Origin of the sequence: Nonlabens sp. YIK11 (genome assembly GCF_001413925.1) — a bacterium.
Classification (GTDB): Bacteria; Bacteroidota; Bacteroidia; order Flavobacteriales; family Flavobacteriaceae; genus Nonlabens.
The window spans coordinates 1,196,445-1,221,740 of sequence record NZ_LBMJ01000001.1 but is presented as its reverse complement, the minus strand read 5'-3'; the positions used below and the strand labels follow the sequence as shown (position 1 = coordinate 1,221,740).

Below are 25,296 nucleotides of genomic sequence, written 5' to 3'. Positions count from 1 at the left end.
TTATAATCCTCTTACTGCTTTTTTAAATTGACGGCCACGATCCTCATAATTGTCAAACAAGTCAAAACTCGCACAGGCTGGACTTAGCAATACGGTATCGCCTGCGTTGGCCAATTTATAGGCCACTCGCACGGCATCTTCCATGGAGTTGGTTTCTACCATTTGCTCTACACAGCTACCAAAAGCTTCTACTATTTTAGAATTATCGACACCTAGGCAAACGATCGCTTTGACATGCTTGTTGACTAGATGGTACAGTTGTGAGTAATCGTTGCCCTTATCCACGCCGCCAACAATCCAAACTGTGGGCTGTTCCATACTGTCCAAAGCATAAAATGTAGCATTAACGTTAGTGGCCTTAGAGTCATTGATATATTGAACCTTGTTGATTTTAAGCACTTGCTCTAGCCTGTGCTCCACACCTTGAAAAGATTGCATACTTTGTCTGATCGTCTCTTTACGTATCTTCAAAAGTTTTGCGGTGGTAGCAGCAGCCATAGCATTTGCAGTGTTGTGTTGTCCCTTGAGGGAAAGTTGTTCTAATGGCATAGTAAATGGGGTTTGATCGATGGCGATCTTAATTGTGTTGTTTATGAGTGATGCACCATATTCCAATTCTTTTGTCATCGAGAATGGAACCAGTGTGGATCTTATTGGGGTTGTTTTTAAAGCCTGAACTATAGCTTCATCGTCTGCATTGTACACCAGATAATCATCTTGATCCTGGTTCATGGCGATGCGCATTTTTGAAGCCAGATAATTTTCAAATTTGTAGTCATAACGATCTAGATGGTCTGGCGTCACATTAAGCAATACAGCGACCTTAGGCTTAAAATTATTGATACCGTCCAGTTGGAAACTACTTACTTCAATTAAACGCACCTCAGCGGGCGATTCGGTGACTTGTTGGGCAAAACTTTTGCCTATGTTGCCGCCCATGGTATGATCCATTCCCGCTTGAGTGAATAGATGTCCCAGTAGACTGGTAACGGTTGTTTTTCCATTGCTGCCTGTTACGGCTACGATGGTTTCGTCAGAATGTTCTGCGGCAAATTCAATTTCAGAAATCACGGGAATTCTAGCTTTAGTGGCTTTCTGAATGATTACGGCCGTATCTGGAATGCCGGGACTTTTCACAATTAGACTTGCAGCAAGGATTTTTTCAAGTGTATGAGCACCTGTCTCGTAAGGAATGTTGTGGGTTTGTAACGCTTTCGCGAAAGCGTCACTCAATTCATCCCTATTGCTCAAAAAGACCTTATAGCCACGACTAGCCGCCAGCAATGCCGCGCCCATGCCGCTAATGCCACCGCCTAGAATGACGATGTTAGAAAAATTATATGTGAATTTCTCCTGTGTCATTAACGTACCTTGAGTGTGACGATGGATATGATGGCGAGTAGAATACCGACGATCCAGAATCGCACAACGATTTTAGATTCATGGAAACCTCTTTTTTGATAGTGGTGATGCAGTGGCGACATCAAAAAGATGCGGCGTCCTTCACCAAATTTTTGCCTGGTGTACTTGAACCAGCTAACCTGCATGACTACCGAAAGGTTTTCCATGATGAATACACCGCACAAAATCGGGATCAAGAGTTCCTTGCGAGTTGCTATGGCAAGTACAGCGATAACACCACCTATGGTGAGGCTACCGGTATCGCCCATGAATACTTGCGCCGGAAATGTGTTGTACCATAAAAACCCAACCAACGCTCCAGCGAATGCGGTAATAAACACCACCATTTCTCCAGAATTAGGGATGTACATAACATTGAGATAATCTGCAAAAACGATGTTTCCTGAAATCCACGCAAACAATGCCAACGTGACCACGACAATAGCACTGGTTCCAGCGGCTAATCCATCGATACCATCAGTGAGATTAGCACCGTTTGATACGGCAGTAACGATAAATATGACAATAGGAATAAAGATCAACCATGCAAAAGGTGCTAGATCTGGATCGATCCAAGTGACTAATGATTCGTAATCAAACTCATTCTCTTTCACAAAAGGAATGGTAGTTTTAGTAGAGTGCACTGCTGGACCAAATTCTGCCAATGAATTCTGGGTAATTAACTCTTGAGAATTTACTGGGTTTACCAATTCCTCTTTGATTGTAACGTCTTCATTAAAAAACATGATCGCACCTATAATCAGGCCTAAACCTACCTGACCAATAACCTTGAACCAGCCTTTAAGACCGCCTTTGTCCTTTTTGAATATCTTGATGTAATCGTCTGTAAAACCTATACAACCCATCCAGACGGTTGTGATCAATAGCATGATTACATAAATGTTGTCCAGTTGACATAACAACAAAGCCGGAATCAACGTACCTAAAATAATGATGACGCCACCCATGGTAGGTGTTCCTGCTTTTTGAGCCTGACCTTCCAGACCTAAATCGCGTACGCTTTCACCTACCTGTTTTCTTTGTAGATAATTGATGATACGTTTACCGTAAATGGTGGAGAAACCTAATGAGAAAACAAATGCTAGTGCTGATCTAAATGTGATGAATCCAAACAAGGATGCACCAGGCATTTGAAACTCACTCTCCAAATATTGAAATAGATAGTACAGCATTATTTATCAAGGTTTTTGAGGATGGTTGTAATCTTAAGGCGATCATCAAAGTCATGACGCACGCCATTGATCTCCTGATAGGTTTCATGGCCTTTTCCTGCGATTAATATGATGTCTTGAGGTTTCGCCATATTGGCCGCTGTCTTGATGGCTTGCTCACGATCTGCAATGGTGATGGCCTTCTTATAATTCTGTGGTTCCACGCCAGCTTCCATTTCTTTCAAAATCGCTTGTGGATCTTCAGTTCTGGGATTATCGCTGGTTAGGATGACCATATCGCTCAATGTAGTAGCGACATTTGCCATAATGGGTCGTTTGGTGCGATCTCTATCGCCACCGCAACCTACTACCGTAATGACCTTTTCGTTTTTGGTACGTATGCTGTTAATGGTTTCCAGTACATTTTTAAGAGCATCTGGAGTGTGTGCGTAATCTACTATAGCAGTGATCTTATCCTTTACAGTCGTGAAATATTGAAACCTTCCAGAAACACCATCCAATTTTGATATGGCCTCAAGAACTTCCATTTCTTCCAATCCCAATTCTATAGCGCATGCATAAATCGCTAGCACATTATAGGCATTGAACTCACCAATCATCTTAGTCCATAACTCGTGACCATTGACTTTTAACAGCAAGCCACCAAATTGATTTTCGAGCACATTGGCTTGGTAATCTGTATAGGTTTTTAAAGCGTAGCCTAGTTTTCTAGCCTTAGTATTCTGAACCATGATAGGTCCATTTTTGTCATCTTTGTTATAAAGAGCAAAAGAACCTGCAGGCAAGCCGTCAAAGAACCTCTTTTTGACATCGCGATATTCTGCAAACGTGGCGTGATAATCTAGGTGGTCGTGAGATAGGTTGGTAAAAATACCACCTGCAAAATGCAATCCTGCCACACGCTCCTGTGCGATACCATGACTGCTCACTTCCATAAAACAATAATCCACACCAGCATCTCGCATGGCAGCAAGATGATCGTTGATTGTGAGAGGATCTGGAGTCGTGTGCTTTGTTGGGATGGATTTACCGTTGATCAAAATTTCTACCGTAGAAATAAGCCCAGTTTTGTATCCCAAGTTTTTAAAGAGTTGGTACAGCAAACTGGTTGTTGTCGTTTTACCATTTGTTCCTGTAACTCCAATGAGCTTGAGATCTCTTGAAGGATTCTCGTAGTAGTTTGCCGCCATCAAAGCGAGTGCTTCATGAGAATTTTCAACCACTACATAAGTTACGTTTTCTTTCTTGTCAACAGGGATATCTTCTACTACGATTGCCTTTGCACCTAACTCAATAGCCTTGTCTATAAAATCATGACCATCACTTACCGTTCCCTTGAGAGTTATAAACACGTCGCCGTTCTTGACCTTACGGGAATCAAAGTGAATATGATTTACCTTAAGATCAGTAGATCCTATTACCGTATCCAGTCTTACTTTATACAATATGTCTCTTAGTATTTTCATGATAGCGTCAGGATTACTTGATGAGACGTATTGATCTTGGTTCCAGGCTTAATACTTTGAGACTTGACTTTACCTGCGCCAACAATTTTTACTTTAGCGCCCATATTTTCAATAATGGCAATCGCATCCATGGCATCCATGCCTCTTAAATCTGGTAGATCTTTCGAGGTTTTTTGTGCCTTGGTATAGTAGGACTTTAAGCTGTTCTGGATTTTAGTAGGAACGCTGTTGGGTAGCTCGACCTCATCAGCTTGTGGATTGCTGGCGTAGATTTTCTGGGCGATTTTTTTGAAAACCGGTCCTGCGACGATGTTCCCGTAATAACCTTTGGATGTGTTTGGTTTATGAATTACCACTATACAGCTGTATTTGGGCTTATCCGCTGGAAAGTACCCTGCAAAAGAGGCGATATAGTTACCGCTGCCTTTCCAGTATTCGGTTTGACAGGTTCCAGTTTTACCAGCCATGGAAAAACGGCTGCTATATAAATTGTCTGCGGTACCGCGCTTGACCACATTTTCCATCATGACCTTTACCTTGTCGATTGTCTCTTGACTGCAAATGGATGGATTGATGATCTCGCGATCGTATTTCTCAATCATCTTATCCTTAGACCTAACTTCCTTGATCAAGCGAGGCTTGACCATCACACCGTTATTAGCCACAGCATTATAGAAGGTCAAGGTTTGTAGAGGCGTTAAACGCACACCATAACCAAATCCCATCCAGGGCAGCGACAAGCCACTCCAATTCTCATCATCTGGATGTGGAATCATAGGCTTCCCTTCACCAATAATGGGCAGGTTGAGCTTATCATTAAGATTCATGCTATACAAGCGGTCGACATACTTTTCAGGATCATTACCATAGTTATCCTGAACCATTTGGACCAATGCTGTATTGGAGCTCAATTCAAAAGCTCTCGCAACACTGATCTTACCGTAACCACCATATTTTGAGTCGCGCACATTGCGACCATAATAGGAAATTTTCCCGTTTTGGGTATCAAAAACGGTACTGGTATCAATCACTTTATCTTCAAGAGCAGCAATCACACTCATTAATTTGAAGGTCGATCCAGGCTCGTGAGATTCCCAAAGTGCATAATTGCGTTTCTCAAAATACTTACCATCAGACGAGCGGCCTAGATTTGACAAGGCTTTGATCTCGCCAGTCGCGGTTTCCATCACGACTGCAGTACCATGATCTGCCTCAAAATATTCCAACTGCTCAAGCAACGCATGGTGCGCCACGTCTTGCATGTTTACATCGATGGTTGTGTAAACGTCTAGTCCATCCTTAGGCTCAATCTCATTGACGTTGTTGATAGGTTTCCACTGGTTGCCTGATATTTTTTGTTCCAATCGGGAACCGTTTTCACCTTTCAAAAAGTTGCGGTAGGCACCTTCCAACCCAACTCTAGGTTTACCGACCTCATCATAACCCACAAGACGTTCTGCCATTTTTCCAAGCGGATATTCACGCTCTACATGTGGCTCTACAATCAAACCGCCACGATTGGCACCACGCTTGAACAACGGGAAACTCTTCAACTCCATCAAGTCGTTATAATTGATGTCGTCTATGATGTGCAGGTATCTGGAGTTATTGGTTCTCGCCTTTCTGAATTTGGTTAAGAAATAGGATTTAGGTTTGTTCAGCTTTCGCGAAAGCGAACTCGCCAAAGGCTCTATCTCACTATTAAAATCCTTTTGACTAGGAGCAACGGCATCAAAACGGATGTCATATTTAGTGATCGAGGTCGCCAAAAGTTGACCATTGGAATCATATAGATTACCACGGTTTGCCTCTACCATTTGATTGCGGAAGATGCGCTCTTCGGCTTTGGCACGATAGGCATCGCCTTCAAAAAACTGAATACGAACGATTTGGGCCACAATAGCGATCGCTACCACGGCAAAGAAGATGCTCACGGCATATACCCTATGCAATATGTTCTTATCAGTCGTTGCCATGAGACGTGTTTATAATGAGTTTGTAAGGCGGCTCTTTTGCTGGAGCGATACCGGTTTCCTTGAGCCTGCTGGCCACAGTGCTCTCCATTTGAAGAAACATCAATTGTCGCTGGCCATCAACATACTGGCTGCGCAACTCGCTCACCTCATCATTGAGCTGGCCTATGTAATGCACTTTGCTCTCAAAGTTGTGACCCGTATAAATCATGATCAATGCGAGACCGGTCACGAACAAGATGAATTTCCAGTTCTTGAGCGCATCCCTATTGGTTAGAAAATTGCCGCGTAATATGTCATAGAATTGTGCTGCCATATTATTCCTGTTCCATTCGTTCTGCGATGCGCAGTTTTGCACTGCGAGCACGGCTGTTTTGTTTCAATTCTTCTTTGCTGGGCACGATCAGGTTGCCTACTTTTTTAAAGGGTACACTTACACGACCGTACACATCCTTTTCTGGCTCACCTTCAAAAAGACCATTGCGTATGAATCTTTTTACTGGTCGATCCTCTAATGAGTGGTAAGAAATTACGCTTAGTCTGCCACCAGGCTCCAACAAATCCTTGCACTGCTCCAAAAACTCATGAAGCACATCCATTTCTTGATTCACCTCTATACGTATGGCTTGAAAAACTTGAGCCATTTGTTTATTCTCTATTCTTGCAGGAACTAGTGGCGCACAAATATCCTTGAGATCCTGAACGGTTTGAATGCTTTTGGTTTTGCGCGCTGCTACAATCTCACGCGCGATGCGTGGTGCGTTGCGCAATTCACCGTATTCCTTAAAAATGCGACGCAGTTCTTGCTCGTCATAATCATTGACAATACTTACGGCATCCACGGTCGCTTTTTGATTCATACGCATATCGAGTCGTGCATCAAATCGTGTGGAAAAACCTCTGCTGGCCTCATTGAATTGGTGCGAACTCACACCTAGATCTGCCAGGATACCGTCGACTTTTTTATGGCCGTGCAACCTTAAGAATCTCTTGATGTATCTAAAATTCTCGGGAATGAGCTCAAATCTATCATCATCAATGATGTTTGCCAGCGCATCTGGATCTTGATCAAATCCATATAACTTACCGTCAGGACCTAATCTTTTCAGGATTTCTCTGGAATGACCGCCACCACCATAAGTAACATCGACATAAACACCGTCTGGCTTTATATCGAGTCCATCAACAGATTCCTTCAAGAGGACTGGATCATGATAAGAGGTCATTTGTGTCATCTCCCATTACTTCTTGTGCGAGATCTGCAAAGTCTAGTGCAGACTCGTCAATGGCATTCTCGTATTTGTCTTTATCCCAGATTTCAATGATGTTCACAGCACTGGCGATGGTCAAATCCTTGGTAATTCCAGCAATGGCTTTAAGGTCACTGGGAATCAACAACCTACCGTTACCATCCACTTCTACCATCTTGACGCCTGCCGTAAAACGGCGTATGAAATCATTATGCTTTTTATTGAACCTGTTGAGCTTGCCTATTTTTTCCATCACGGCATTCCATTCACTCATGGGATACAGTTCAAGACAAGGCTGGAACACAGACCTGCGTATCACAAAGCCATCGTCCAGCATGGGAAGCAACTGCTTCTTGATGGCGACGGGCATCATGAAACGCCCTTTGGCGTCTGCTTTGCACTCGTATGTTCCTATAAAATGATTCATTAAAAAGCTGGATCTGCGGCTTATGTAATCAAATATAGAAAAGTATTTACCACTTGTTCCCACTTTTTACCACAATGTTGATAAAACGCTCCATTCTTGAATAACTATGCCACTTATTAACAATCTGGTGATCGATGAAGTTGAGGATTAGCTCACTTTCGCGAAAGCGAACTCTAAACAATCCCACCACAAGATCAATGGCTCATTTGCAAGATTTCATAAAACCAAAACGCCTATATTTGTCTTTGACACTACCCAATATGACGCACGATTTAATTAAGGATGGTAAGTTTGAGTACTACACTTCGGGAGAAGGAACTCCGATAATTATCTTACACGGTTTGATGGGCGGCCTGAGTAATTTCCAGGGCGTTATTGACTATTTTCCAAAGTTGGGCTATCAAGTCATCGTGCCTACTTTGCCTTTGTACACCATGCCGTTGATCAAGACGAGTGTGGGAACTTTTGCAAAGCACATCAATAAGTTCATCGATCATATGGGATTCAAGGAAGTGATTCTTCTAGGTAATTCTTTGGGCGGTCACATAGGTCTAGTAACCACAAAATTGTATCCCAAGAAAATCAAAGCCCTTGTGATTACCGGTAGTTCTGGACTGTATGAAAGTGCCATGGGCGAGAGCTATCCCAAGCGTGGCGATTATGACTACATCAAGAAAAAAAGTGAGGACGTCTTTTACGATCCAGCGGTAGCGACAAAGGAAATAGTCGATGAAGTTTTTGGCGTTGTGAATGACCGTAAAAAATTGATCAAGACACTTGCTATTGCAAAAAGTGCGATACGTCACAACATGGCAAAGGATCTGCCTAAAATGACTACGCCTACCTGCATCATTTGGGGAAAACAGGACGGTGTAACGCCACCTAATGTGGCAGAAGAATTTCATGAAAAACTACCGGATAGCGACCTATTCTGGATCGACAAATGCGGGCATGCTGCCATGATGGAGCACCCTGAAGAGTTCAACGAGATCCTTCACAAATGGCTGGAAGAACGCCAGTTCTAAACTCCTTCTATTATGAAAATCAATAGCGCCGAATTTGTTATTTCAAATCAGGAAGTAAAAAAGTGCCCTACCAATAAGTTACCTGAGTACGCGTTTATAGGTAGATCCAACGTGGGTAAATCCTCTTTGATCAACATGTTGACTGATCGTAAAAATCTGGCAAAAACCTCTGGAAGACCAGGGAAAACACAGCTTATCAATCACTTTATCATCAATAAGAATTGGTATCTAGTGGATTTACCAGGTTATGGTTATGCAAGGGTTTCCAAAAGCAGCAAAGCCAAATTCCAGAAGTTCATCACCAATTATTTTGAAAAACGCCAGCAGCTAGTCAGTGCTTTTGTACTGGTAGATGTGCGTCATGATCCACAGCCTATCGATACAGAATTCATGGAATATCTAGGTGAAAACGGTATTCCATTCGGGATCATATTTACCAAGGCCGATAAATTGAAACCCAATGCGCTGGAGCGCAATGTGGAGAATTACAAGAACGCTTTGCTAGAAGGTATTTGGGAAGAAGTGCCTCCTTATTTTGTCACTAGCGCTTCCAACAAAACCGGTCGCGACGAATTACTAGCTTATATTGATGGGATCAATCAAACGATAGATTAGTGATCGTTTACCGTATTCTTACGTATTTCCCTTAGCAAACTCTCAATACCGTTGACTTTCATGTCGCAAACGGTTTGCATGTAGTTGCCTAATTTCCCTTGCGGGAATCCTTGCCTGCGGAACCAGATATAATAAGGCTCTGGCAACTCACTCAAAAACTTACCTTTATGCGCACCGAATGGCATTTTGTACCATGCCAGTTCGATGAGTTGTTTATGGTCAAAGGGTAGTTCTGACATTTGTTATTTTAAGGTTTATTGTTCAATGGTTCATTATGCCAAAAACTTACGATCTCATTTACAACTCTATTTCTTTTCTCATAACGAAGATGGATGTCCATTTCATGACAGAATAAAATTTCAGTTTGAAGCTCTGGAATAGTTATGAATAAATCATTTGCTCCAAACTCTCCAACTCCTTTTTTTTGAGCGAGTACTATTTCATTTTTAATTTCTTGAACTGGAACCTTAAATTCTTTCCAGTCTTTATAATCATTACCCCAAGAAAACCCAAAAAGCAGATCAACTTGTTCGTGACCGCACATCTTTAGAATATTGATGATGGCATCCAAGTTAATACTATAAATCTCTTTACTTAATATCGGAGAACACAGCTGGTTTATATAGTCCATCTGATTGTTATTATATGGGATTAATTATTTTGCGTAGAAAAAGCGATTTCAAGCTATGTGTCAACCCCATCACTATTCCCGTTTGTAGCAAATTTTGTTTCTTAATCGCATGTTAGGTATGCTCTCGTATCTAGATTCTTATTTAGAATCCCCTTTCTTCAACTCCAGCTTTTCTGCAAAGTAGTCGCAAAAGTCTAGCATGGTGTCACGCATTTTTTCGTCATTGGTGGCGCGATGATAGGTATCTGCCATGCTTACCAAGGTCTGGTGGAAAAACACGCGCATCTCATCCACAGGCATATCTTTTGTCCACAGATCGATACGGAAACTTTCCTTCTCTACACTATCCCACATGGACACCATCATGGCTTTACTTACTGCAGTATCCACGCCACCGTCTGGAGCGCTCCATACGATGTTTTCTGGCACACGGTTCTCATCCAGTTCTATTCCTATCTTGATTTCTGATCGTTTGTTCTTTGACATTTAGGATCTTGGTTTGTATCGGGATTGATTAAAAATTTCTTCGGCAGGTGTGTTGATCACATCCTGTAGGCTTGCATTATTGTTTTCGGCATAGCTGGCTACTATTTGCCATCCTATATATTGTGCCACGCCGCCTGGCGTCTCGTTATCTATTTCCAGATAAAACTTAGAAAAAGGCGCCGGCAGGATAAATCTGGTAAGTAGCTTTGGATCTGTACTGTATAAAAGTTCCCTATCCACAAAATAGCGGTAGATCTGTTCTTCATTCTCTAGTGAGAATTGAGCCTTATCTTCTGCATAACCCATGATCTGGGCGATACTGGATGATGGTGCAAAGTTTTGTTGTAGATAATGAAGCTTGCCGTAATAAATCATTTGCTCCAAGAACTGACGGCTGTTAGTAGGCGGAACAAACAATTTAGCATATGCCAATGCAACATCTGCCGGTATGCGATCCCTTTCCAGCGTGACCGCTTTGTATCTATTGATGCCTGCATAGAGCTCATGGTCTGCACCTAGATAGTTATCAATACCTATGATAAGATAATTAGGCGTAGGCAACACTTTAAGATCATTGTCTACCTCACTAAGCACCGTAATTATGGGAGTTGGTTCAAACTCTGGGAAATAATATTCCACATGTTTCATGACCAGCTCTATCTCTTCTTTGATTTCTTCAAAATCAAAACCGGCATTACCAACTGCTTCTTCAAGAACATTTTGAATGGTATCGCGGCCTTCCATTTTATCCATCCATACGCTATCTGGAACGTATTTGGGGAAAAATGCTGGGTATTTGCCCTTAAGGTTATCCAAATCATTGGATGGTGCCGTGGCAAATTCTTCATGAAACTGGATAAGGTCCACTTGCAATGGGATCGATTTGATTTCCTGCTCTTGTGGGTTTGCGGTATGGCATGATATGATCGCTTTCGCGAAAGCGAGAACCACTAAAACCGTTTTAATCCTGTTAATCATATAGGAACTGTCCGACTTAAGAAATAACTTTGAAAGGCAAAAATACGATTATGCAAACAGAAAAAGTAGCGACGGCGATCGCAAAATGGCTTAAGGATTATGCACTCAACGCTGGTGTTAAAGGTTATGTTGTGGGCGTAAGTGGTGGTATTGACAGCGCAGTAACTTCTACACTATGCGCCATGACTGGACTTGACGTGCTTTGTGTGGACATGCCCATACACCAGCATGCAGACCATGTGACGCGTGCCCACGAACATATCGCGCAACTCAAGGAGCGTTTTGTAAATGTAAGAGATGAGCGTAGTGATCTCACGCCTGTGTTTGACACTTTTGTAAAGGCCATGCCTGATGGTGGGCCAGATGCCGTACGAGCACTAACTGAAGGTAATACCAGAGCGAGGTTGCGCATGACGACACTCTATTTTCATGCAGGCATGAACAGCTTACTGGTTGCTGGTACGGGAAATAAGGTTGAAGATTTTGGCGTTGGGTTTTACACTAAATATGGTGATGGCGGCGTGGACATCAGTCCTATTGCAGATCTAATGAAAAGCGAGGTATATAAACTGGGAGCACACTTAAAAGTGCCAGAGAGCATTATGAAGGCTGCGCCTAGCGATGGACTTTATGGTGCAGAGCGTACGGATGAAGATCAAATAGGCGCTTCCTACGATGAATTGGAATGGGCCATGAACCAACTAGCTGAAGGCAAGTCAATTGACTCCTTTACAGGTAGAGAGAAAGAAATACTTGATATCTACTTTTCTTACAACACAAGAAACCAACATAAAATGAAGCCAATTCCTGTTTGGGAATTTACTCACAATTTAAGATAAAAGAACTCATAAAGTATTGTAAAGTAGGTTTATACCTACGAATGTTTGTGTAGGAAGTATTATAGTTGAATTTATATTTGTACCAATCAACATTTAACTTTTGTAAATGAAAATACTTATAGCTGATCATCATCCCGTATTTCGTCGTGGACTGAAATGTATGTTGAAAGGCGACAAGACATTTGAATTTAAAGGAAAAGTTGAGGATGGTAAATTTTTGATTTCTGAAATACAAAAACAGGAGCCAGACGTCCTGATTCTAGAAATTGATTTACCCAACTCTAATGGAGTAGGTTCTCTAAGACAAATTAGAACTCATTTCCCAGATCTTAAAGTACTAGTAGTAAGTTGCCATCCTGAAGAGATTTATGCCGTTTCTTCATTGAAAGCAGGAGCTCAAGGTTTCATTTCTAAAACCCGTACGGTCAAAGAAGTAAAGCACGCATTACTGACTATTGTTAAAGGTGAAAGATTCATTTCTGAAAACATCAAAAACAAAAAGAGTTCTGATTCTGAAAAACAAGAAATCCTTAAATTCAAAACGCTTTCTACTAGAGAGATAGAAGTACTCAATCTACTGTCTAGAGGTAAACGTAACAAGGAAATCGCCCAAGATCTTTCCATCAACGAGAAAACGGTAAGCACCTATAAAACTCGCCTGTTGAAAAAATTGAATGTGGATAATATTGCAGATTTGATCCACCAATCCAGATTACTACAAATCACTACCAAGTAAATTAAATTACTCGATTAAGCCTTTTTCCTAAGTGTTGGTTCAATTTATTGTAATCAATAACAGAGGCTAGAGCTTCCAGATTATCTTCTTCATCTGTAGAAGGTTTTAAATCTGAATAGAGTGCTTTTACCTTTTCTGCAATCATCAACCTACGGAAGTTAAGAATGGTGTCTGTCACATAGGTAGCCACAGTATCATCCTTTTGCTTGACAAAAATTTGTTTCTCTTCCCATTTGCTCAATTGGTAACGGTCTTCATCCATGATGAGATCTGCAATAAGTTGGGCTTCTTGATCCTCTAATTCTGACATCACGGTATTCACATCAATTTTTCCTTGCATCAAGAAAATATCGATCAGTTTAGGGTATAGGTTTTTGAAGTAGGCATTTGAGAATTCTACCTCATCTTCTTGAAGGTCCAAGAATATCTTCTCATAAACAGGTTTACTTTCCTTTTTCTTAATGACCTCGATTTCATTACCGTCAGGCTCCTGGATATATTCCTCAATGAACTCTTCATTACGATCACCGTAAAGCAATAGGATTCTAATGATGTTGCGCTCCAGCACTTCACGTCGATCCACCACCGCAGCCGCTGGTGCGTTAGGGACCTTTTGCATCGTCTGTGCTTCCTGCTCGCGACGATTCTTTTTTCTTACCTCACTAATCTCTGCATTGCGCATTTGAGCCAATGTGGAAAACAAGACATCTTCACCTATATCCAGAATTGCGGCGCTTTCCTGTACGTAGATTTCGCGTGAGATCTCATCAGGAATCTTAGAAATACTTTGGACGATCTCGCGTATCATTCCTGCCTTCTTGATAGGGTCACCAGCCGCCTCATCCTTCAACAATCCAGATTTGAATCTGATAAAATCAACAGCGTTGTCCTTCAAGAAGGTTCTTATCTCTGATTCTGTATGGGATTTTGCAAAGCTGTCTGGATCTTCACCTTCTGGAAAAGTACAGACACGCACGTTCATTCCTGCTTCAAGAATCAAATCGATACCACGTATGGCGGCTCTCAATCCAGCAGCGTCGCCGTCATAGAGTACCGTAATATTTTTGGTAAGCCTGCTTATTAATCGTATTTGCTCAGTAGTAAGTGCTGTTCCAGAACTGGAGACCACGTTCTGTATGCCTGCTTGATAGAGTTGTATTACATCTGTGTAACCTTCTACCAGGTAACACAAACCTTCTTTGGCCATGGCTTGTTTTGCTTCATAGATGCCATAAAGCACCTTGGACTTGTCATAGATCTCACTTTGTGGTGAATTGAGATACTTTGCTGCCTTTTTGGAACTGTCCAGAATCCTACCGCCAAAACCTAAAACTCTTCCAGACATGCTTCTTATGGGAAACATCACGCGCCCTTTAAAGCGATCAAACTGCTTATCGTCCTTAACAATGGTAAGTCCAGTTTTTTCAAGAAAGTCAACTTTGTAGCCAGCCTTGATAGCGGCATCTGTAAAGGCGCTCCATTGTTCTGGAGAGTAGCCTAACTGAAAGTAATTGATCGTCTCGTCCGTAAAGCCGCGTTCCTTGAAGTAACTATAACCAATGGCGCGACCTTCATCAGTTTTGAGCTGTCCTGCAAACCATTCTGCCGCAAACTTTGAGACCAGAAACATGGACTCCTTTTCATCCTGCATCTGTTTTTGCTCGTCGGTTTGCTCGGTTTCCTCTATTTCAATACCGTATTTGTTGGCGAGGTATTTAATGGCTTCTGGAAAGGTGAAATGTTCATGCTCCATGATGAAAGTGACGGCATTGCCACCTTTACCACTGGAAAAATCTTTCCAGATTTGCTTCACTGGCGATACCATAAAACTAGGCGTACGCTCGTCAGAGAATGGACTCAGGCCTTTAAAATTAGACCCTGATTTTTTCAATTGCACAAAATCACCTATCACCTCTTCTACTCGAGCGGCGTCAAAAACTGCATCAACAGTGGTACGTGCGATCATGGGATTTTGGCATTGGGCAAGCGGTTTGAGATACGCTGCCTGGAACCTTCAAAAATAGGAAAAATGATGGTGATGGGTTCGCTTTCGCGAAAGCGAGACCAACAAAAAAGTCCCTGCATACACAGAGACTTTTTATGGGCTAATTCAAAAAACTACTGAAACCTTATCCCAAAGGCTACATATTGACCATCTACAGAACCTGATTTGAAGATATCATTCAATCCCATTCTACCAAAAAGCACAAGGTCACCTTTACCAAAATATGCGTCAAGACCATATACAAAGGCATTGTTATCAAAGGCGTTCACATTGGTTTGCTTGATGTCTTCACCACCCAATTCATATTTGTATTTCAAACGTGAACTCAAATTAAACCCTGCATAACCACCGATACCAAATTTGAATTTATCATAATCAAGATAGCGCACGCGACCATCTTCATACTCCTTGCGGTCTGTTCCACTAAATTCAAAATGAACGGGTACCACTAATTGGTCCTGACGGAATTTTGCCTTATCAAAATCAAAGTTAAGTCGCTCTATTTGAGTATTATTAGGATCTGAAATGGTAAAGGCACGATTACCATTCAACTCTGTTCCTTGGGTTTGATATTCAAGACCGTACTTAAAACGCAGTGTCTGACTTTTATTAAGCGCGGTCACCCAATTGTAACCCAATGAAAAATAATTGTTGTTCCCATAGCTAAAGTCATCGATGCCTAGGTTCTCACCATCGATATAGTTATAGCCAAATCCTAGCGTGAACCCGGAGTTGGTGTACACATTCTTCTCTAGTTGCTTATTTCTCTTTTTGATAGAAATATTGACACCATCACTGAAGTCTGCCACGACTGCTGAACCTTCACCGTTGGAGAACTGTTTTACTTTGGCAAATTCGATTTGTGAATCGATCATCTCATTGTGTCTGGATATTTTTTCGGCATAGAACGCGGCTACAGTTTCCTTATCTTTTTGAGCCATCGCTTCAGTATAGTTTTTCCATTTGCCTACTCTTGAATTGATTTCTTCAATTTGTTCTGCAAGGGCCGTTCTCTGGTTGGACTCATAGAGTTGCTTTTCTTGTTCCAGCGCCTTGATTTCCTTATCAATCTTATTGCCCCAATCCTGCGCTGATTTATCGGTAACAGTGATGACTGTTTTACCATCTACATAAGTGGTGTCTCTTGTGGTTTGTGCCCAGCTGGCAAACATTCCAGCAAGCATTAAAATGATGGTAATAAAGTGTAATTGCTTTTTCATGATTGTTGAGTTTAAAATGAGAGGTTCCTGTCTGCTATATTTAGATAGCTGATTATTATTATTTTATGTTGTTTTGATTTACTGGTTTCTATCGATAAGCGCGACGGCTTCTCGTTTCAATCTGCCTAGACCATCGAGCAGTGTATTTTCCAATTTATTGCGGTTTTGAGCTTCTATGTCCCATTCGGTTTCTCTTAAAAGCTTTTGCGGATTTACCGAACTACTGCTAATCGCTGCCACGCTGTTATTGATTTGCTTTTTACGGGCTATTTTTTTCATCGCATTGTCCAGCAGCTGATCTACCTCGTTTAAAGAAGAAGTATCTTCTTGTTCAACGGTTTCCTGTGTATTAAAATCTGTCGTGGATGCGGCGATAGCGTTTTGTTCTATTATTTCATCCTTTCGTTCTATAGATGCAATGTCTGTCACCTTCTTGGGTTGGATAGGTAACTTCTTACTTTCTAATGGTACTCTTTTAGCTTTTACTTCATCTGTTACAGCTGCATCCTTATCAGTTATTGCGACAGCATCTTGTGGTTGCTCTTTGATGACAGGAACCGGTTCCATAGCTTCTAGATCAAGATCCTTTTGCTGGGTAGATGTTTCTTCAATGACGATTTCACTTCCAGTTGGGTCTATGGTATCATTAAAGAGTATGGCAGGCGCTGCCAGTAGTCCCAAAATTAGGATGGCGGCGATACCACTTAACCAAAGTACTACAGGTTGCTTTTTCTTCTTCTCGATGGTAGAAAGTCGCTCAGAAAGTCGGTCCCATGAGTCAGCGCTGGGCTGTATCTCACGATCGTCAAATTTGTTCTTTATATTATTAAGCTTCATAGCGCTTCTTTTTAATCTCGTTAATTTCTTCCTGCAATAGCAATCGTGCCTTTCTAAATTGTGATTTGCTGGTATTCTCACTAATGCCCAACATTGTGGCAATTTCATGATGTTTGAGGCCATCAATCACATACATTACAAAAACACTTTTGTAACCGTCTGGCAACTGGTCAATGCATTGCTGTATTTGATCCAGCGGCACATCCTCAGCTTCCTCTTCGGGTTCGTCTTCAAACTTTCCTTCATCAATCTCACTGCTCCATTTGAATGGATCCTTTTTACGCAGGAAATTCAAACATTCCCTAATCATGATGCGTCGCACCCAACCTTCAAAACTTCCCTCGTGATTAAAGGTCTCCAGTTTTGTAAACACCTTGAAAAAACCGTTAAGCATGATTTCTTCTGCGGTCTCGATAGGTGAAATGTACTGGCGACAAACGCTCAACATTTTACCGGCATGCTTGTCATAGAGCCTGCGTTGCGCCTTACGGTCACCTTGCGCAGCTTTCTCAATCAGCTTTTTCTCGTTGGTATAAAGTTGAATCACCTTCACTTTTTGGTTGCTTTCTATTTACATAGACACAACACTTTTTAAATGGTTGCCTGAAATTTTAAAAAAATCCTGAAATCTTTGGTGAGGTCAAAGTACATCAAAAAAAATGCTCCCTATTCAGAGAGCATTTGATTTGTGATGGTTGATGTTGAGGTGTTTCGCTTTCCTGTCTGCCGACAGGCAGGCGCGAAAGCGAACTTCTTATTTATTCTCGCCTTTATAACCAAAGCGTTTTAACTGCTTCTCGTCACTACGCCAGTTCTTGTTGACCTTGACGTACAATTCCAAGTGTACCTGCTTGCCAAAGAATTTTTCCAAATCCTTGCGGGCTTCAACGCCTACACGCTTGATGGCGGTTCCCTTATGGCCTATGATGATGCCCTTCTGGGTCTCGCGCTCTACCATGATGACAGACCGTATGCGTATGATGGTCTCGTCCTCAAAGAATTCTTCAGTATCAATCTCTACGGAATATGGAATTTCCTTTTTGTAATGTATAAGGATTTTCTCGCGTATGCTCTCGTTGACAAAAAATCGTTCTGGCTTGTCAGTCAAGGCATCCTTAGGATAATATGCTGGTGATTCTGGTAGCATCTCTATGATCCTATCCAGCAATTGCGGTACTCCAAAGTTTTCCAAGGCACTTATCGCAAAGATCTCTGCATTGGGAAGTCGTTCTTTCCAGTGTTTCATGGCTTCGGCGAGTTGGGTCTCGTCACCTTTGTCAATCTTATTGATCAACACAATGATAGGAACCTCTGCAAAGGTGAGTCGCTTTTCAAAGTCCTCGTTCTTCAATTCCTTTTCGCCCAGCTCCACCATATATAGGATACAATCGGCATCTTCAAAGGCGTTCTTTACAAACTCCATCATGCTTTCCTGCAGTTTGTAGGCTGGCTTCATGATACCAGGTGTGTCACTTAAAACAATTTGGAAATCGTCACCATTGACGATACCCAAAATCCTGTGTCTGGTCGTTTGTGCCTTACTAGTGATGATGGATAGGCGCTCGCCTACCAGCGCATTCATCAATGTGCTTTTCCCTACATTGGGATTCCCAACGATATTTACAAATCCTGCCTTGTGTTCCATGGGACAAAGATAACGGCATTTTTATAGATGCGTGCGATATTAAATGAATCGTCGCACCTGTGACACATCCTTTGATTTATGAAAAAACTCTTAAAGATGTTTAAAGAAATAGCACCAACCTTGAACTAAAAGCGTTAAAAGCTGTTAAGCCTTATAAAATCCAGAAATAAAGAAATTATTTTTGAATCTATGATGACATTTTTACAAGAAGCGGCAGCGCAAACGCAGGAAGCCGCAAAAAAAACCACTGAAATTAAAGATAGCGGCGAGTTGATCTGGGATCAACTGGCTGGATGGTACAACTCATTTATTGCACACTTACCTAATATAGGTATCGCAATCATTGTATTGATCATTGCCTATTTTGTCTCCAAGTATGTAGATCGAGGTATTCAAAAAGTGCTGCAAAGCAAGGTGTCGCAAGCGAGTGTTCGAAGACTTGCTGGTAAAGCGGTAGCTATAATTGTAGTTCTGGGCGGCATATTCATCGCCATGAGTGTTCTACAGCTCAATGATGCGGTTCAAGGTATCATTGCAGGTGCTGGTATCTCTGGACTGGTAATAGGTCTTGCACTACAAGGCTCGATGTCTAACGTTATTAGCGGTATCATCCTGTCATTCCGTAAGCAAGTGCGTGTGGGCGACTGGATAGAAACGACAGACTTTGCTGGTGAGGTCATGGAGATCCAATTGGATAAATTCATCATTAAGCAGTCCGATAACAACTTAGTAATCATTCCCAACAAAACGATCATTGACAACCCGTTAAAGAACTTTTCTTTGACACCACGCATGCGTGTGGTTGTGGGATGTGGCGTAGGCTATAAAATGGACCTAGAATTTTGTAAACAACTGGCCATTGATGCCGTTAGCGAGAAATTCCCGCAGAAAGATGGTGAAGAAGTGGAGTTTTTCTATCAGGAATTTGGCGATAGCAGTATCAACTTTATCATTCGATTCTGGGTGGATGCCGTCAAGAATAAGCAAAATTTACAAGCGCAAAGTGATGCGATCCTGGCGATCAAGAAAGTATATGATGCTAACGATATCAACATACCGTTCCCTATCCGTACACTAGAATTCAACAATAAATTACAGATGGACGGTACCGCGCCTTCAAGTGCGGAATAGTTGGAACTAAAAATTAAATGCAAATCCCAAGGCTTTGAGTCTTGGGATTTTTTTGTGTTACGCTTTCGCGAAAGCGATGCCACCACAATCCATTTGCACTTAACTAACCAGTTTTGAAAGGACTCACTTTGTAAAACCTTAGCATTCTTTAACAAAACTCTAATACCAGGATTATACTAGATCAAAAATATGAGGGTTTTCAATGCAACCTAAAAACCCTAATTATGAATAACAAGTTAACCAAGGCTGTTGGTGCCCTAACCATGGCAGCCGTTCTAGCAAGTTGTGTATCAAAGAAAAAATACAACGAACTGGAAACCGATTACAACAACACCAGATCTGAACTATTGAAGACGAGAGTCGAGAAGGAAGATCTAGAAGCCAAATTTGCTGCGATTGAAACGCGAGTTGATCGCTACAACGAGAAGATTGCGTCCCTGCAGTCTGACAAGGAAGGCATGCTGGTCACCTCAAACAATGGCGAGTTTGCCGTTTCTGAAAAGAACAAGCAAGCCATGAGACGTACGCTTAAAAATGTACCTCAAGAACAACTGGCAACAGCGACCAATCTTAAGGACAGTCTCAACCTGGCCATAAGCTACAAGATGTCACAACGTTTGCAAGGCGAGAATGCTGGTAAGCAGGTGGATATGAAAATTGAGAATACTGTGGTGATGATTCAAATTGCCGACGATTTGCTATTCGGCGACAGTAGTTATCGCGTGGGAAGCAAAGCAGACGGTATTCTATCAAAGATTGCTGCAGTGGTAAATTCTGAGCCATCACTTGAAGTTCTCGTAGAAGGTCATACCGACAGTCGCACGGTGAAAGAAGGCAGCTACATTAAAGACAACTGGGATTTGAGTACAGAACGTGCTGCTGCCATTGCTCGCAGATTGAATTCCAAATTTAGCGTACCACAAGAGCAGCTAATCGTTGCAGGTAGAGCTAGCTATGATCCAATAGTGGCCAATGATTCCAGAGAAAACATGGCAAAAAATAGACGTACGCAGATCGTGATCATGCCTAATCTAGATAAATTCTTTGCGATGCTGGATAGTGATCTAGCCGTTTTGGACGAATCTGAGAAGTAAAAACACCCATTTTTGATAAGAAAACCGTCTGAACAGTTGTTAAGGCGGTTTTTTATTTGCTTGAATATTAGGATATTATATGTAAGAAACCAGCCTTATTGTTAAATATTAGCTAATCAATTGATAAACCTACGTTAGACGTAGTTTCTAATGGTGTTTCCCACAATATATTTACACCTCAATTAAATCAACAATTATGAAATTTACACAAGTATTAAGCGTAGCAATTCTAGCAGGAACACTAACCATGGTGTCTTGTAAAGATGCTGAAAAAGAAAAAATGGAAGCTGAAAAAATGGAAATGGAACAGCGCACTGCAGACTCTCTAAGAATGGAAGAAGAGAGAATGGCAGAACGTGAAGCTATGGCTGTTGAAGTAGGTGGTGCAAAAATGTACGCTGACCAAACTATCGTAGAAAATGCTTCTAAAGCAGATAATTTGACTACTCTAGTTGCAGCGGTACAAGCAGCAGGTCTAGTAGAAACTTTAAACAGTGATGGACCATTTACAGTATTTGCTCCAACCAATGCAGCTTTTGACGCATTACCACAAGGAACTGTAGCTACATTGCTAAAACCAGAAAACAAAGAACAATTATCAGGAATCTTAACTTACCACGTAGTAAGTGGAAACGTTGATGCTGCTAGTTTGATGAACATGATCGAACAAAATGGTGGTACTGCAACTTTAGATACCGTCAACGGTGGACAACTAACTGCAAGTGTTGTAGATGGTAAAGTTGTTATTACTGATGCAAAAGGTGGAAAATCTACTGTAATCATTGCTGATGTAAAACAATCTAACGGTGTTGTACACGCAGTTGATACTGTATTGATGCCTGCATAATCTTTTAGATTATAACTTTTAAGGAAAGCCTGAAACATACGTTTCAGGCTTTTTTTGTGCGTTAATTTTTAGGGTAAGTAAGCACTTAAACATCTTTATTAAAAGCCTGAGAATTGGCTTAATTATGATTGGCAACTACATTCTGAGTTAGATAAAGGTGCATTCCAATTAAATAACTAATAGTCGTTCTGGAGGCAGTAATTAAGTGATCACCAAGTAGTCATGCGAATTTGCTTTATAGGCTCTCTGATGGGCCGCAGACAAATTTCTGTAATACTTTTACTTGTTAAGGCTTGGTACGTTTATGAGCTTTTGTAAGATTACATCTAGATGCTTAATGATTACTCGATCTTACGGTTCTAGAAAGCCGTATACTCTATTATTTAGCGTTGCACATCTGTTTTAAGCAGATTGGACAACGACAATGGTATTTCAATATAATTCTAATAAATCCAAGGCTAACTGTTTAAATTACGCTACAAGCAATGCTTCTAAAACTCAGACAAGAAAAAAGAGTCGCTTAATAGCGACTCTTTTTAAAGTGATTATGAATGATTCTTGAGTTTTACATGGATATTATGATAAACTCAGATCTTCTATTATCCTGATGTTGTTCTTCAGTACATTCCACACCATCAGAACATTTGTTGACTAATTGACTTTCACCATAACCTTTTGAAGTCAATCTAGCCTCGTCAATTCCTTTAGAAATTAGATAGTTTCTCGTACTTGCTGCACGTCTATCTGATAACCTCTCGTTATAGGATTTGGTTCCTCTACTATCTGTGTGCGAACGAATATCAATGGTCATCGTTGGATTATCTTCCAGAACCGACAGTACTTTTTGCAGTTCTAATTCAGCATCCTCACGTATAAAGGACATATCAAAATCAAAGTAGATCGGGTTCAAATTGAGAAGCTTAGCTAAATCATCTCCAACTCTACCTTTATAGGATTCTGGATCAAGTGCCAGGTCAACTTCAATAACACCAGTAGTTGTAGGTGTATTAACAAGTTCCTCTGCAGTATTGAATTCTCGCTTTTCTGCTCTAATGAAGAAAGTCTTATCACATTCTAGTTTTAAAGCGTACTTCCCATTTCTATCTGACCGTCTGGTAACGACAATGTTGTTGTTGATATCCACCACAGAAATCATGGCGTCCTCTAGAGCTTCTTTGGTGATCGCATTGGTCACGGTGCCTGTAATGATTTGCTCACAGGTTTCTCTCAGGTCTTCAATCTGTACAAATCTATAGATGTCGTCATTCTCGCCTTGGCTCACCCTATTAGAACTAAAGTAACCCGTATTGACACTTTCATCAACGATGAAAGCAAAGTCATCATCTGGACTATTTGCAGGCTCACCTATATTGACTGGATTACTAAGCGATCCATCTTTATTGATGGTAGAGACAAAAATGTCAAGTCCACCTAAACCTTGCAGCCCATTACTGGCAAAATACAGATTGCCGCTACGGCTGATATAGGGATAGCTTTCACGGCCTTCTGTATTAACAATGCTTACGTTTTCTAGATCACTGTAAGAGCCGTCGTCTTCAATAGTGACTCTCCATATGTCGGTTTCCTTGAAGGTACTTTCAGTTCCCATAGTTCCAGGCATATCGCTTGAAAAGTATAGTGTCTTCCCATCAGGCGTAAGCGCTGGATGTGAAGTACTGAATCCGCCTTCAGCAAACTCGACGGCTTGCGGCTCACTCCATTTACCGTCCTTTCTTTCAGATTTAAAGATCTGTAGTCTGCTTACTCGCTCGTCATCCTTTCCTAATGTGCCATCTTCATAATTGTTACGAGTGAAATAAACGGTATTCAAATCCTTAGAAAATGTAGGTGTACTCTCATGAAAGATGGAATTGATCCTAGAATCAAACTTCTCTACATTACTCATGTTCCCTTGCTGATCACGATCTGCCACATAAAGATCCAGGAATGGTTTCTCATTCCAGGAATGACGTCTCTTGTAGAAAACACCGGTATCTCTTGCGCTAGCAAAAACCACTTGCGCTGGTCCGTAATACGCCGTTCCAAAATCCTGATAATTTGTATTTATGGAAACGGGTTCTACCTCAAATCTTCCCTTTTGGAAATCAACTATCGTTAGATAATTGGGTGCATTTTCCAAAGATTGTAATCTGCTATCCTTTTCGCCTTTGACCGCAAAAGTTTTTAGCAACCGGTCTGCTTTAGCATACTGGCGGTCACTTTTCAACGCTTGGGCGTATCTAAAATAATATTCTGAAGGAATGGTCTCATTATCCAACTTGAAGAGTTGATTGTACCATTTCAACGCATTTTGATAATCGTTGTTAAAGTAATACGTGTCTCCAAGTTTTGAGAAGATCTCCACACTCTTGAATCCCTTATTGGCCATCTTTTCAAAGATTTCCCTTGAATCGATAAAGGCGTATTTGTCGTACTCTCTTTCTGCCTTTGGTGATGTTTTGTTGGGGTTTGTTTGCGCTTTCGCGAAAGCGAACACAAATACCAGCAACATTGCAATACCATATCTTCTCACGTTGTTTGTCATAACTAGGTCTTAGAAGAATCTAGGCGTCAACATGCGATTGTAGGAGTTAAAGAGTTCAAATCGAACAAACACCTCAAAACTACCATCGTCAAATTGTGTGTTACCAAGCTCTGTAGTCTCACGGTCATAGGCAAAACCAAGGCTTACCTGATCACTTACCTGATATCCTATCAAACCACTAACTGCAGCGTCCAATCTATACGCAGCGCCTAAGGTCAACTTCTCACTGATCAAGAAATTAGCCGTAAGATCGACTTGTAAAGGTGCACCAGCAACAGCTTTTATCATGGTACTAGGTTTGAATTTCAAAGTAGGGTTGATATCAAATACATAACCACCGGTCAAGTAATAGTGAATACGCTCTGCTGCTACAAATGATGAATTGTTATTGGTATTGTTTGAAGCTTCAAAATGCTCGTTACGCAATAAGTTAGGCGCACTCAAACCGGCATAAAATTTATCTGTATGATAATAGATACCTGTACCAATGTTAGGTGTCAAACGATTGTCAATATTGTTTTCAAAAGCAGGATCAACGGTTCCAGGAGGTAAATTCAACTTATTGAAATCGACGTCGAGCACATGAGCACCCAATTTTAAACCAAAACTCAATCGCCCTTCCACACTGGTCTGTATGGTATAACTAATGTCACCATTGAAATAGGTTTCACTAGATGGACCCAACTTGTCATTAACAATTGAGAGACCTAGTCCCAATCGCCCAAGACCTACTGGACTGTGTAGACTTATGCTTTGGGTTTCTGGTGCTCCATCAAGTCCAACCCACTGACTGCGGTGTAATGCAATCGCACTCAACATACCGCGATTCCCAGCATAAGCTGGGTTAATCGCGATGGTGTTGTACATATATTGAGTGTATTGAGCATCTTGCTGTCCAAAGGCGCTATAACCTATTAAAAGAAGAAATATGCTAACTAAAAATTTCATCATT

At 41.3% G+C, this 25,296-nt stretch carries 26 protein-coding genes; 7 read left to right on the top strand and 19 right to left on the bottom strand.

Annotated elements, in window-relative coordinates:
• Genes murD through mraZ form a run of 7 tightly spaced genes read right to left on the bottom strand, consistent with a single transcriptional unit; the run spans nucleotide 1 to nucleotide 7,710 of the window.
• Nucleotides 1-1,362 (bottom strand): UDP-N-acetylmuramoyl-L-alanine--D-glutamate ligase, encoded by a 1,362-nt coding sequence (gene murD, locus AAU57_RS05445; RefSeq protein ID WP_055411953.1) that lies wholly within the window; start codon nucleotides 1,360-1,362, stop codon nucleotides 1-3.
• Nucleotides 1,362-2,594, bottom strand: coding sequence for a phospho-N-acetylmuramoyl-pentapeptide-transferase (gene mraY / locus AAU57_RS05440; RefSeq protein ID WP_055411952.1), 1,233 nt, complete (start codon nucleotides 2,592-2,594; stop codon nucleotides 1,362-1,364). Before mraY ends, murD begins: the two co-directional genes overlap by 1 nt.
• Nucleotides 2,594-4,060, bottom strand: coding sequence for a UDP-N-acetylmuramoyl-L-alanyl-D-glutamate--2,6-diaminopimelate ligase (locus tag AAU57_RS05435; RefSeq protein ID WP_055411951.1), 1,467 nt, complete (start codon nucleotides 4,058-4,060; stop codon nucleotides 2,594-2,596). Before AAU57_RS05435 ends, mraY begins: the two co-directional genes overlap by 1 nt.
• Nucleotides 4,057-6,036 (bottom strand): penicillin-binding protein, encoded by a 1,980-nt coding sequence (locus AAU57_RS05430; protein ID WP_055411950.1) that lies wholly within the window; start codon nucleotides 6,034-6,036, stop codon nucleotides 4,057-4,059. The genes AAU57_RS05435 and AAU57_RS05430 overlap by 4 nt, the downstream gene beginning before the upstream one ends.
• The gene (locus AAU57_RS05425) at nucleotides 6,023-6,349 is read right to left on the bottom strand and encodes an FtsL-like putative cell division protein (RefSeq protein WP_055411949.1); all 327 of its coding nucleotides are present in this window, start codon (nucleotides 6,347-6,349) and stop codon (nucleotides 6,023-6,025) included. The genes AAU57_RS05430 and AAU57_RS05425 overlap by 14 nt, the downstream gene beginning before the upstream one ends.
• Nucleotide 6,350: 1 nt before the next feature.
• On the bottom strand, nucleotides 6,351-7,268 hold the full coding sequence (gene rsmH, locus AAU57_RS05420; RefSeq protein WP_055411948.1) for a 16S rRNA (cytosine(1402)-N(4))-methyltransferase RsmH: 918 nt from the start codon (nucleotides 7,266-7,268) through the stop codon (nucleotides 6,351-6,353).
• Nucleotides 7,243-7,710 (bottom strand): division/cell wall cluster transcriptional repressor MraZ, encoded by a 468-nt coding sequence (gene mraZ / locus AAU57_RS05415; RefSeq protein ID WP_055411947.1) that lies wholly within the window; start codon nucleotides 7,708-7,710, stop codon nucleotides 7,243-7,245. Before mraZ ends, rsmH begins: the two co-directional genes overlap by 26 nt.
• Before the next feature lie 260 nt (nucleotides 7,711-7,970).
• On the opposite strand from mraZ, the gene AAU57_RS05410 reads away from it, so the two are divergent.
• Complete coding sequence (locus AAU57_RS05410; RefSeq protein WP_055411946.1) at nucleotides 7,971-8,735, top strand: alpha/beta fold hydrolase; 765 nt, start codon at nucleotides 7,971-7,973, stop codon at nucleotides 8,733-8,735.
• A gap of 12 nt (nucleotides 8,736-8,747) precedes the next feature.
• Entirely contained in the window at nucleotides 8,748-9,350 is a 603-nt protein-coding gene (yihA, locus tag AAU57_RS05405) for a ribosome biogenesis GTP-binding protein YihA/YsxC (protein WP_055411945.1), read from the top strand.
• Here yihA and AAU57_RS05400 read toward each other — a convergent pair.
• From AAU57_RS05400 to AAU57_RS05385, 4 genes are all read right to left on the bottom strand, one after another.
• Nucleotides 9,347-9,589 carry a DUF3820 family protein gene (locus AAU57_RS05400; protein ID WP_055411944.1) on the bottom strand — a complete coding sequence of 81 codons (243 nt, stop codon included), beginning with the start codon at nucleotides 9,587-9,589 and terminating at the stop codon, nucleotides 9,347-9,349. The genes yihA and AAU57_RS05400 overlap by 4 nt on opposite strands.
• An 8-nt stretch (nucleotides 9,590-9,597) precedes the next feature.
• Nucleotides 9,598-9,981, bottom strand: a complete 384-nt coding sequence (locus AAU57_RS05395; protein ID WP_055411943.1) for a hypothetical protein — start codon at nucleotides 9,979-9,981, stop codon at nucleotides 9,598-9,600.
• Nucleotides 9,982-10,119: 138 nt separating this feature from the next.
• A complete protein-coding gene (gldC, locus tag AAU57_RS05390; protein ID WP_055411942.1) occupies nucleotides 10,120-10,467 on the bottom strand; it encodes a gliding motility protein GldC in 348 nt (115 codons plus the stop codon).
• Nucleotides 10,468-11,445, bottom strand: coding sequence for a hypothetical protein (locus AAU57_RS05385; protein ID WP_055411941.1), 978 nt, complete (start codon nucleotides 11,443-11,445; stop codon nucleotides 10,468-10,470). It abuts the gene before it with no gap.
• A 50-nt stretch (nucleotides 11,446-11,495) separates the two neighbouring features.
• Here AAU57_RS05385 and nadE point away from each other — a divergent pair, with 50 nt between their 5' ends.
• Together nadE and AAU57_RS05375 are read left to right on the top strand one after the other, a co-directional pair.
• Nucleotides 11,496-12,284: an NAD(+) synthase gene (nadE, locus tag AAU57_RS05380; protein ID WP_055411940.1), complete on the top strand. Its 789-nt coding sequence runs from the start codon at nucleotides 11,496-11,498 to the stop codon at nucleotides 12,282-12,284.
• Between the two features lie 106 nt (nucleotides 12,285-12,390).
• Nucleotides 12,391-13,020 carry a response regulator gene (locus AAU57_RS05375; RefSeq protein WP_055411939.1) on the top strand — a complete coding sequence of 210 codons (630 nt, stop codon included), beginning with the start codon at nucleotides 12,391-12,393 and terminating at the stop codon, nucleotides 13,018-13,020.
• 1 nt (nucleotide 13,021) lies between these two features.
• On the opposite strand, the gene dnaG is transcribed toward AAU57_RS05375, so the two are convergent.
• From dnaG to era, 6 genes are all read right to left on the bottom strand, one after another.
• Nucleotides 13,022-14,986 (bottom strand): DNA primase, encoded by a 1,965-nt coding sequence (dnaG, locus tag AAU57_RS05370; protein WP_055411938.1) that lies wholly within the window; start codon nucleotides 14,984-14,986, stop codon nucleotides 13,022-13,024.
• Complete coding sequence (locus tag AAU57_RS15285; RefSeq protein ID WP_262491929.1) at nucleotides 14,983-15,105, bottom strand: hypothetical protein; 123 nt, start codon at nucleotides 15,103-15,105, stop codon at nucleotides 14,983-14,985. The genes dnaG and AAU57_RS15285 overlap by 4 nt, the downstream gene beginning before the upstream one ends.
• Nucleotides 15,106-15,138: 33 nt before the next feature.
• Nucleotides 15,139-16,245, bottom strand: a complete 1,107-nt coding sequence (locus tag AAU57_RS05365; protein ID WP_055411937.1) for a hypothetical protein — start codon at nucleotides 16,243-16,245, stop codon at nucleotides 15,139-15,141.
• A gap of 78 nt (nucleotides 16,246-16,323) precedes the next feature.
• A complete protein-coding gene (locus tag AAU57_RS05360; RefSeq protein WP_055411936.1) occupies nucleotides 16,324-17,082 on the bottom strand; it encodes a hypothetical protein in 759 nt (252 codons plus the stop codon).
• Entirely contained in the window at nucleotides 17,072-17,635 is a 564-nt protein-coding gene (locus AAU57_RS05355; protein ID WP_055411935.1) for an RNA polymerase sigma factor, read from the bottom strand. Before AAU57_RS05355 ends, AAU57_RS05360 begins: the two co-directional genes overlap by 11 nt.
• A 201-nt stretch (nucleotides 17,636-17,836) precedes the next feature.
• The gene (gene era / locus AAU57_RS05350; protein WP_055411934.1) at nucleotides 17,837-18,727 is read right to left on the bottom strand and encodes a GTPase Era; all 891 of its coding nucleotides are present in this window, start codon (nucleotides 18,725-18,727) and stop codon (nucleotides 17,837-17,839) included.
• A gap of 189 nt (nucleotides 18,728-18,916) precedes the next feature.
• Here era and AAU57_RS05345 point away from each other — a divergent pair, with 189 nt between their 5' ends.
• The 3 genes from AAU57_RS05345 (at nucleotide 18,917) to AAU57_RS05335 (ending at nucleotide 21,799) form a co-directional block, all read left to right on the top strand.
• Nucleotides 18,917-19,858: a mechanosensitive ion channel family protein gene (locus AAU57_RS05345; protein ID WP_082438553.1), complete on the top strand. Its 942-nt coding sequence runs from the start codon at nucleotides 18,917-18,919 to the stop codon at nucleotides 19,856-19,858.
• A 224-nt stretch (nucleotides 19,859-20,082) separates the two neighbouring features.
• Nucleotides 20,083-20,952: a flagellar motor protein MotB gene (locus AAU57_RS05340; protein WP_055411933.1), complete on the top strand. Its 870-nt coding sequence runs from the start codon at nucleotides 20,083-20,085 to the stop codon at nucleotides 20,950-20,952.
• Between the two features lie 196 nt (nucleotides 20,953-21,148).
• Complete coding sequence (locus tag AAU57_RS05335; protein WP_082438552.1) at nucleotides 21,149-21,799, top strand: fasciclin domain-containing protein; 651 nt, start codon at nucleotides 21,149-21,151, stop codon at nucleotides 21,797-21,799.
• A gap of 565 nt (nucleotides 21,800-22,364) precedes the next feature.
• Here the strand turns inward: AAU57_RS05335 and AAU57_RS05330 are convergent.
• A complete protein-coding gene (locus AAU57_RS05330) occupies nucleotides 22,365-24,344 on the bottom strand; it encodes an OmpA family protein (protein WP_055411932.1) in 1,980 nt (659 codons plus the stop codon).
• Nucleotides 24,345-24,353: 9 nt separating this feature from the next.
• Nucleotides 24,354-25,295, bottom strand: a complete 942-nt coding sequence (locus tag AAU57_RS05325; RefSeq protein ID WP_055411931.1) for a type IX secretion system membrane protein PorP/SprF — start codon at nucleotides 25,293-25,295, stop codon at nucleotides 24,354-24,356.
• Nucleotide 25,296: the final 1 nt, after the last annotated feature.

Bases quoted from the DNA above. Each gene is read 5' to 3' on its own strand.
- murD (WP_055411953.1), bottom strand. From the start codon at position 1,362: ATGACACAGGAGAAATTCACATATAATTTTTCTAACATCGTCATTCTA.
- mraY (WP_055411952.1), bottom strand. From the start codon at position 2,594: ATGCTGTACTATCTATTTCAATATTTGGAGAGTGAGTTTCAAATGCCT.
- AAU57_RS05435 (WP_055411951.1), bottom strand. From the start codon at position 4,060: ATGAAAATACTAAGAGACATATTGTATAAAGTAAGACTGGATACGGTA.
- AAU57_RS05430 (WP_055411950.1), bottom strand. From the start codon at position 6,036: ATGGCAACGACTGATAAGAACATATTGCATAGGGTATATGCCGTGAGC.
- AAU57_RS05425 (WP_055411949.1), bottom strand. From the start codon at position 6,349: ATGGCAGCACAATTCTATGACATATTACGCGGCAATTTTCTAACCAAT.
- rsmH (WP_055411948.1), bottom strand. From the start codon at position 7,268: ATGACACAAATGACCTCTTATCATGATCCAGTCCTCTTGAAGGAATCT.
- mraZ (WP_055411947.1), bottom strand. From the start codon at position 7,710: ATGAATCATTTTATAGGAACATACGAGTGCAAAGCAGACGCCAAAGGG.
- AAU57_RS05410 (WP_055411946.1), top strand. From the start codon at position 7,971: ATGACGCACGATTTAATTAAGGATGGTAAGTTTGAGTACTACACTTCG.
- yihA (WP_055411945.1), top strand. From the start codon at position 8,748: ATGAAAATCAATAGCGCCGAATTTGTTATTTCAAATCAGGAAGTAAAA.
- AAU57_RS05400 (WP_055411944.1), bottom strand. From the start codon at position 9,589: ATGTCAGAACTACCCTTTGACCATAAACAACTCATCGAACTGGCATGG.
- AAU57_RS05395 (WP_055411943.1), bottom strand. From the start codon at position 9,981: ATGGACTATATAAACCAGCTGTGTTCTCCGATATTAAGTAAAGAGATT.
- gldC (WP_055411942.1), bottom strand. From the start codon at position 10,467: ATGTCAAAGAACAAACGATCAGAAATCAAGATAGGAATAGAACTGGAT.
- AAU57_RS05385 (WP_055411941.1), bottom strand. From the start codon at position 11,445: ATGATTAACAGGATTAAAACGGTTTTAGTGGTTCTCGCTTTCGCGAAA.
- nadE (WP_055411940.1), top strand. From the start codon at position 11,496: ATGCAAACAGAAAAAGTAGCGACGGCGATCGCAAAATGGCTTAAGGAT.
- AAU57_RS05375 (WP_055411939.1), top strand. From the start codon at position 12,391: ATGAAAATACTTATAGCTGATCATCATCCCGTATTTCGTCGTGGACTG.
- dnaG (WP_055411938.1), bottom strand. From the start codon at position 14,986: ATGATCGCACGTACCACTGTTGATGCAGTTTTTGACGCCGCTCGAGTA.
- AAU57_RS15285 (WP_262491929.1), bottom strand. From the start codon at position 15,105: ATGCAGGGACTTTTTTGTTGGTCTCGCTTTCGCGAAAGCGAACCCATC.
- AAU57_RS05365 (WP_055411937.1), bottom strand. From the start codon at position 16,245: ATGAAAAAGCAATTACACTTTATTACCATCATTTTAATGCTTGCTGGA.
- AAU57_RS05360 (WP_055411936.1), bottom strand. From the start codon at position 17,082: ATGAAGCTTAATAATATAAAGAACAAATTTGACGATCGTGAGATACAG.
- era (WP_055411934.1), bottom strand. From the start codon at position 18,727: ATGGAACACAAGGCAGGATTTGTAAATATCGTTGGGAATCCCAATGTA.
- AAU57_RS05345 (WP_082438553.1), top strand. From the start codon at position 18,917: ATGATGACATTTTTACAAGAAGCGGCAGCGCAAACGCAGGAAGCCGCA.
- AAU57_RS05340 (WP_055411933.1), top strand. From the start codon at position 20,083: ATGAATAACAAGTTAACCAAGGCTGTTGGTGCCCTAACCATGGCAGCC.
- AAU57_RS05335 (WP_082438552.1), top strand. From the start codon at position 21,149: ATGAAATTTACACAAGTATTAAGCGTAGCAATTCTAGCAGGAACACTA.
- AAU57_RS05330 (WP_055411932.1), bottom strand. From the start codon at position 24,344: ATGACAAACAACGTGAGAAGATATGGTATTGCAATGTTGCTGGTATTT.
- AAU57_RS05325 (WP_055411931.1), bottom strand. From the start codon at position 25,295: ATGATGAAATTTTTAGTTAGCATATTTCTTCTTTTAATAGGTTATAGC.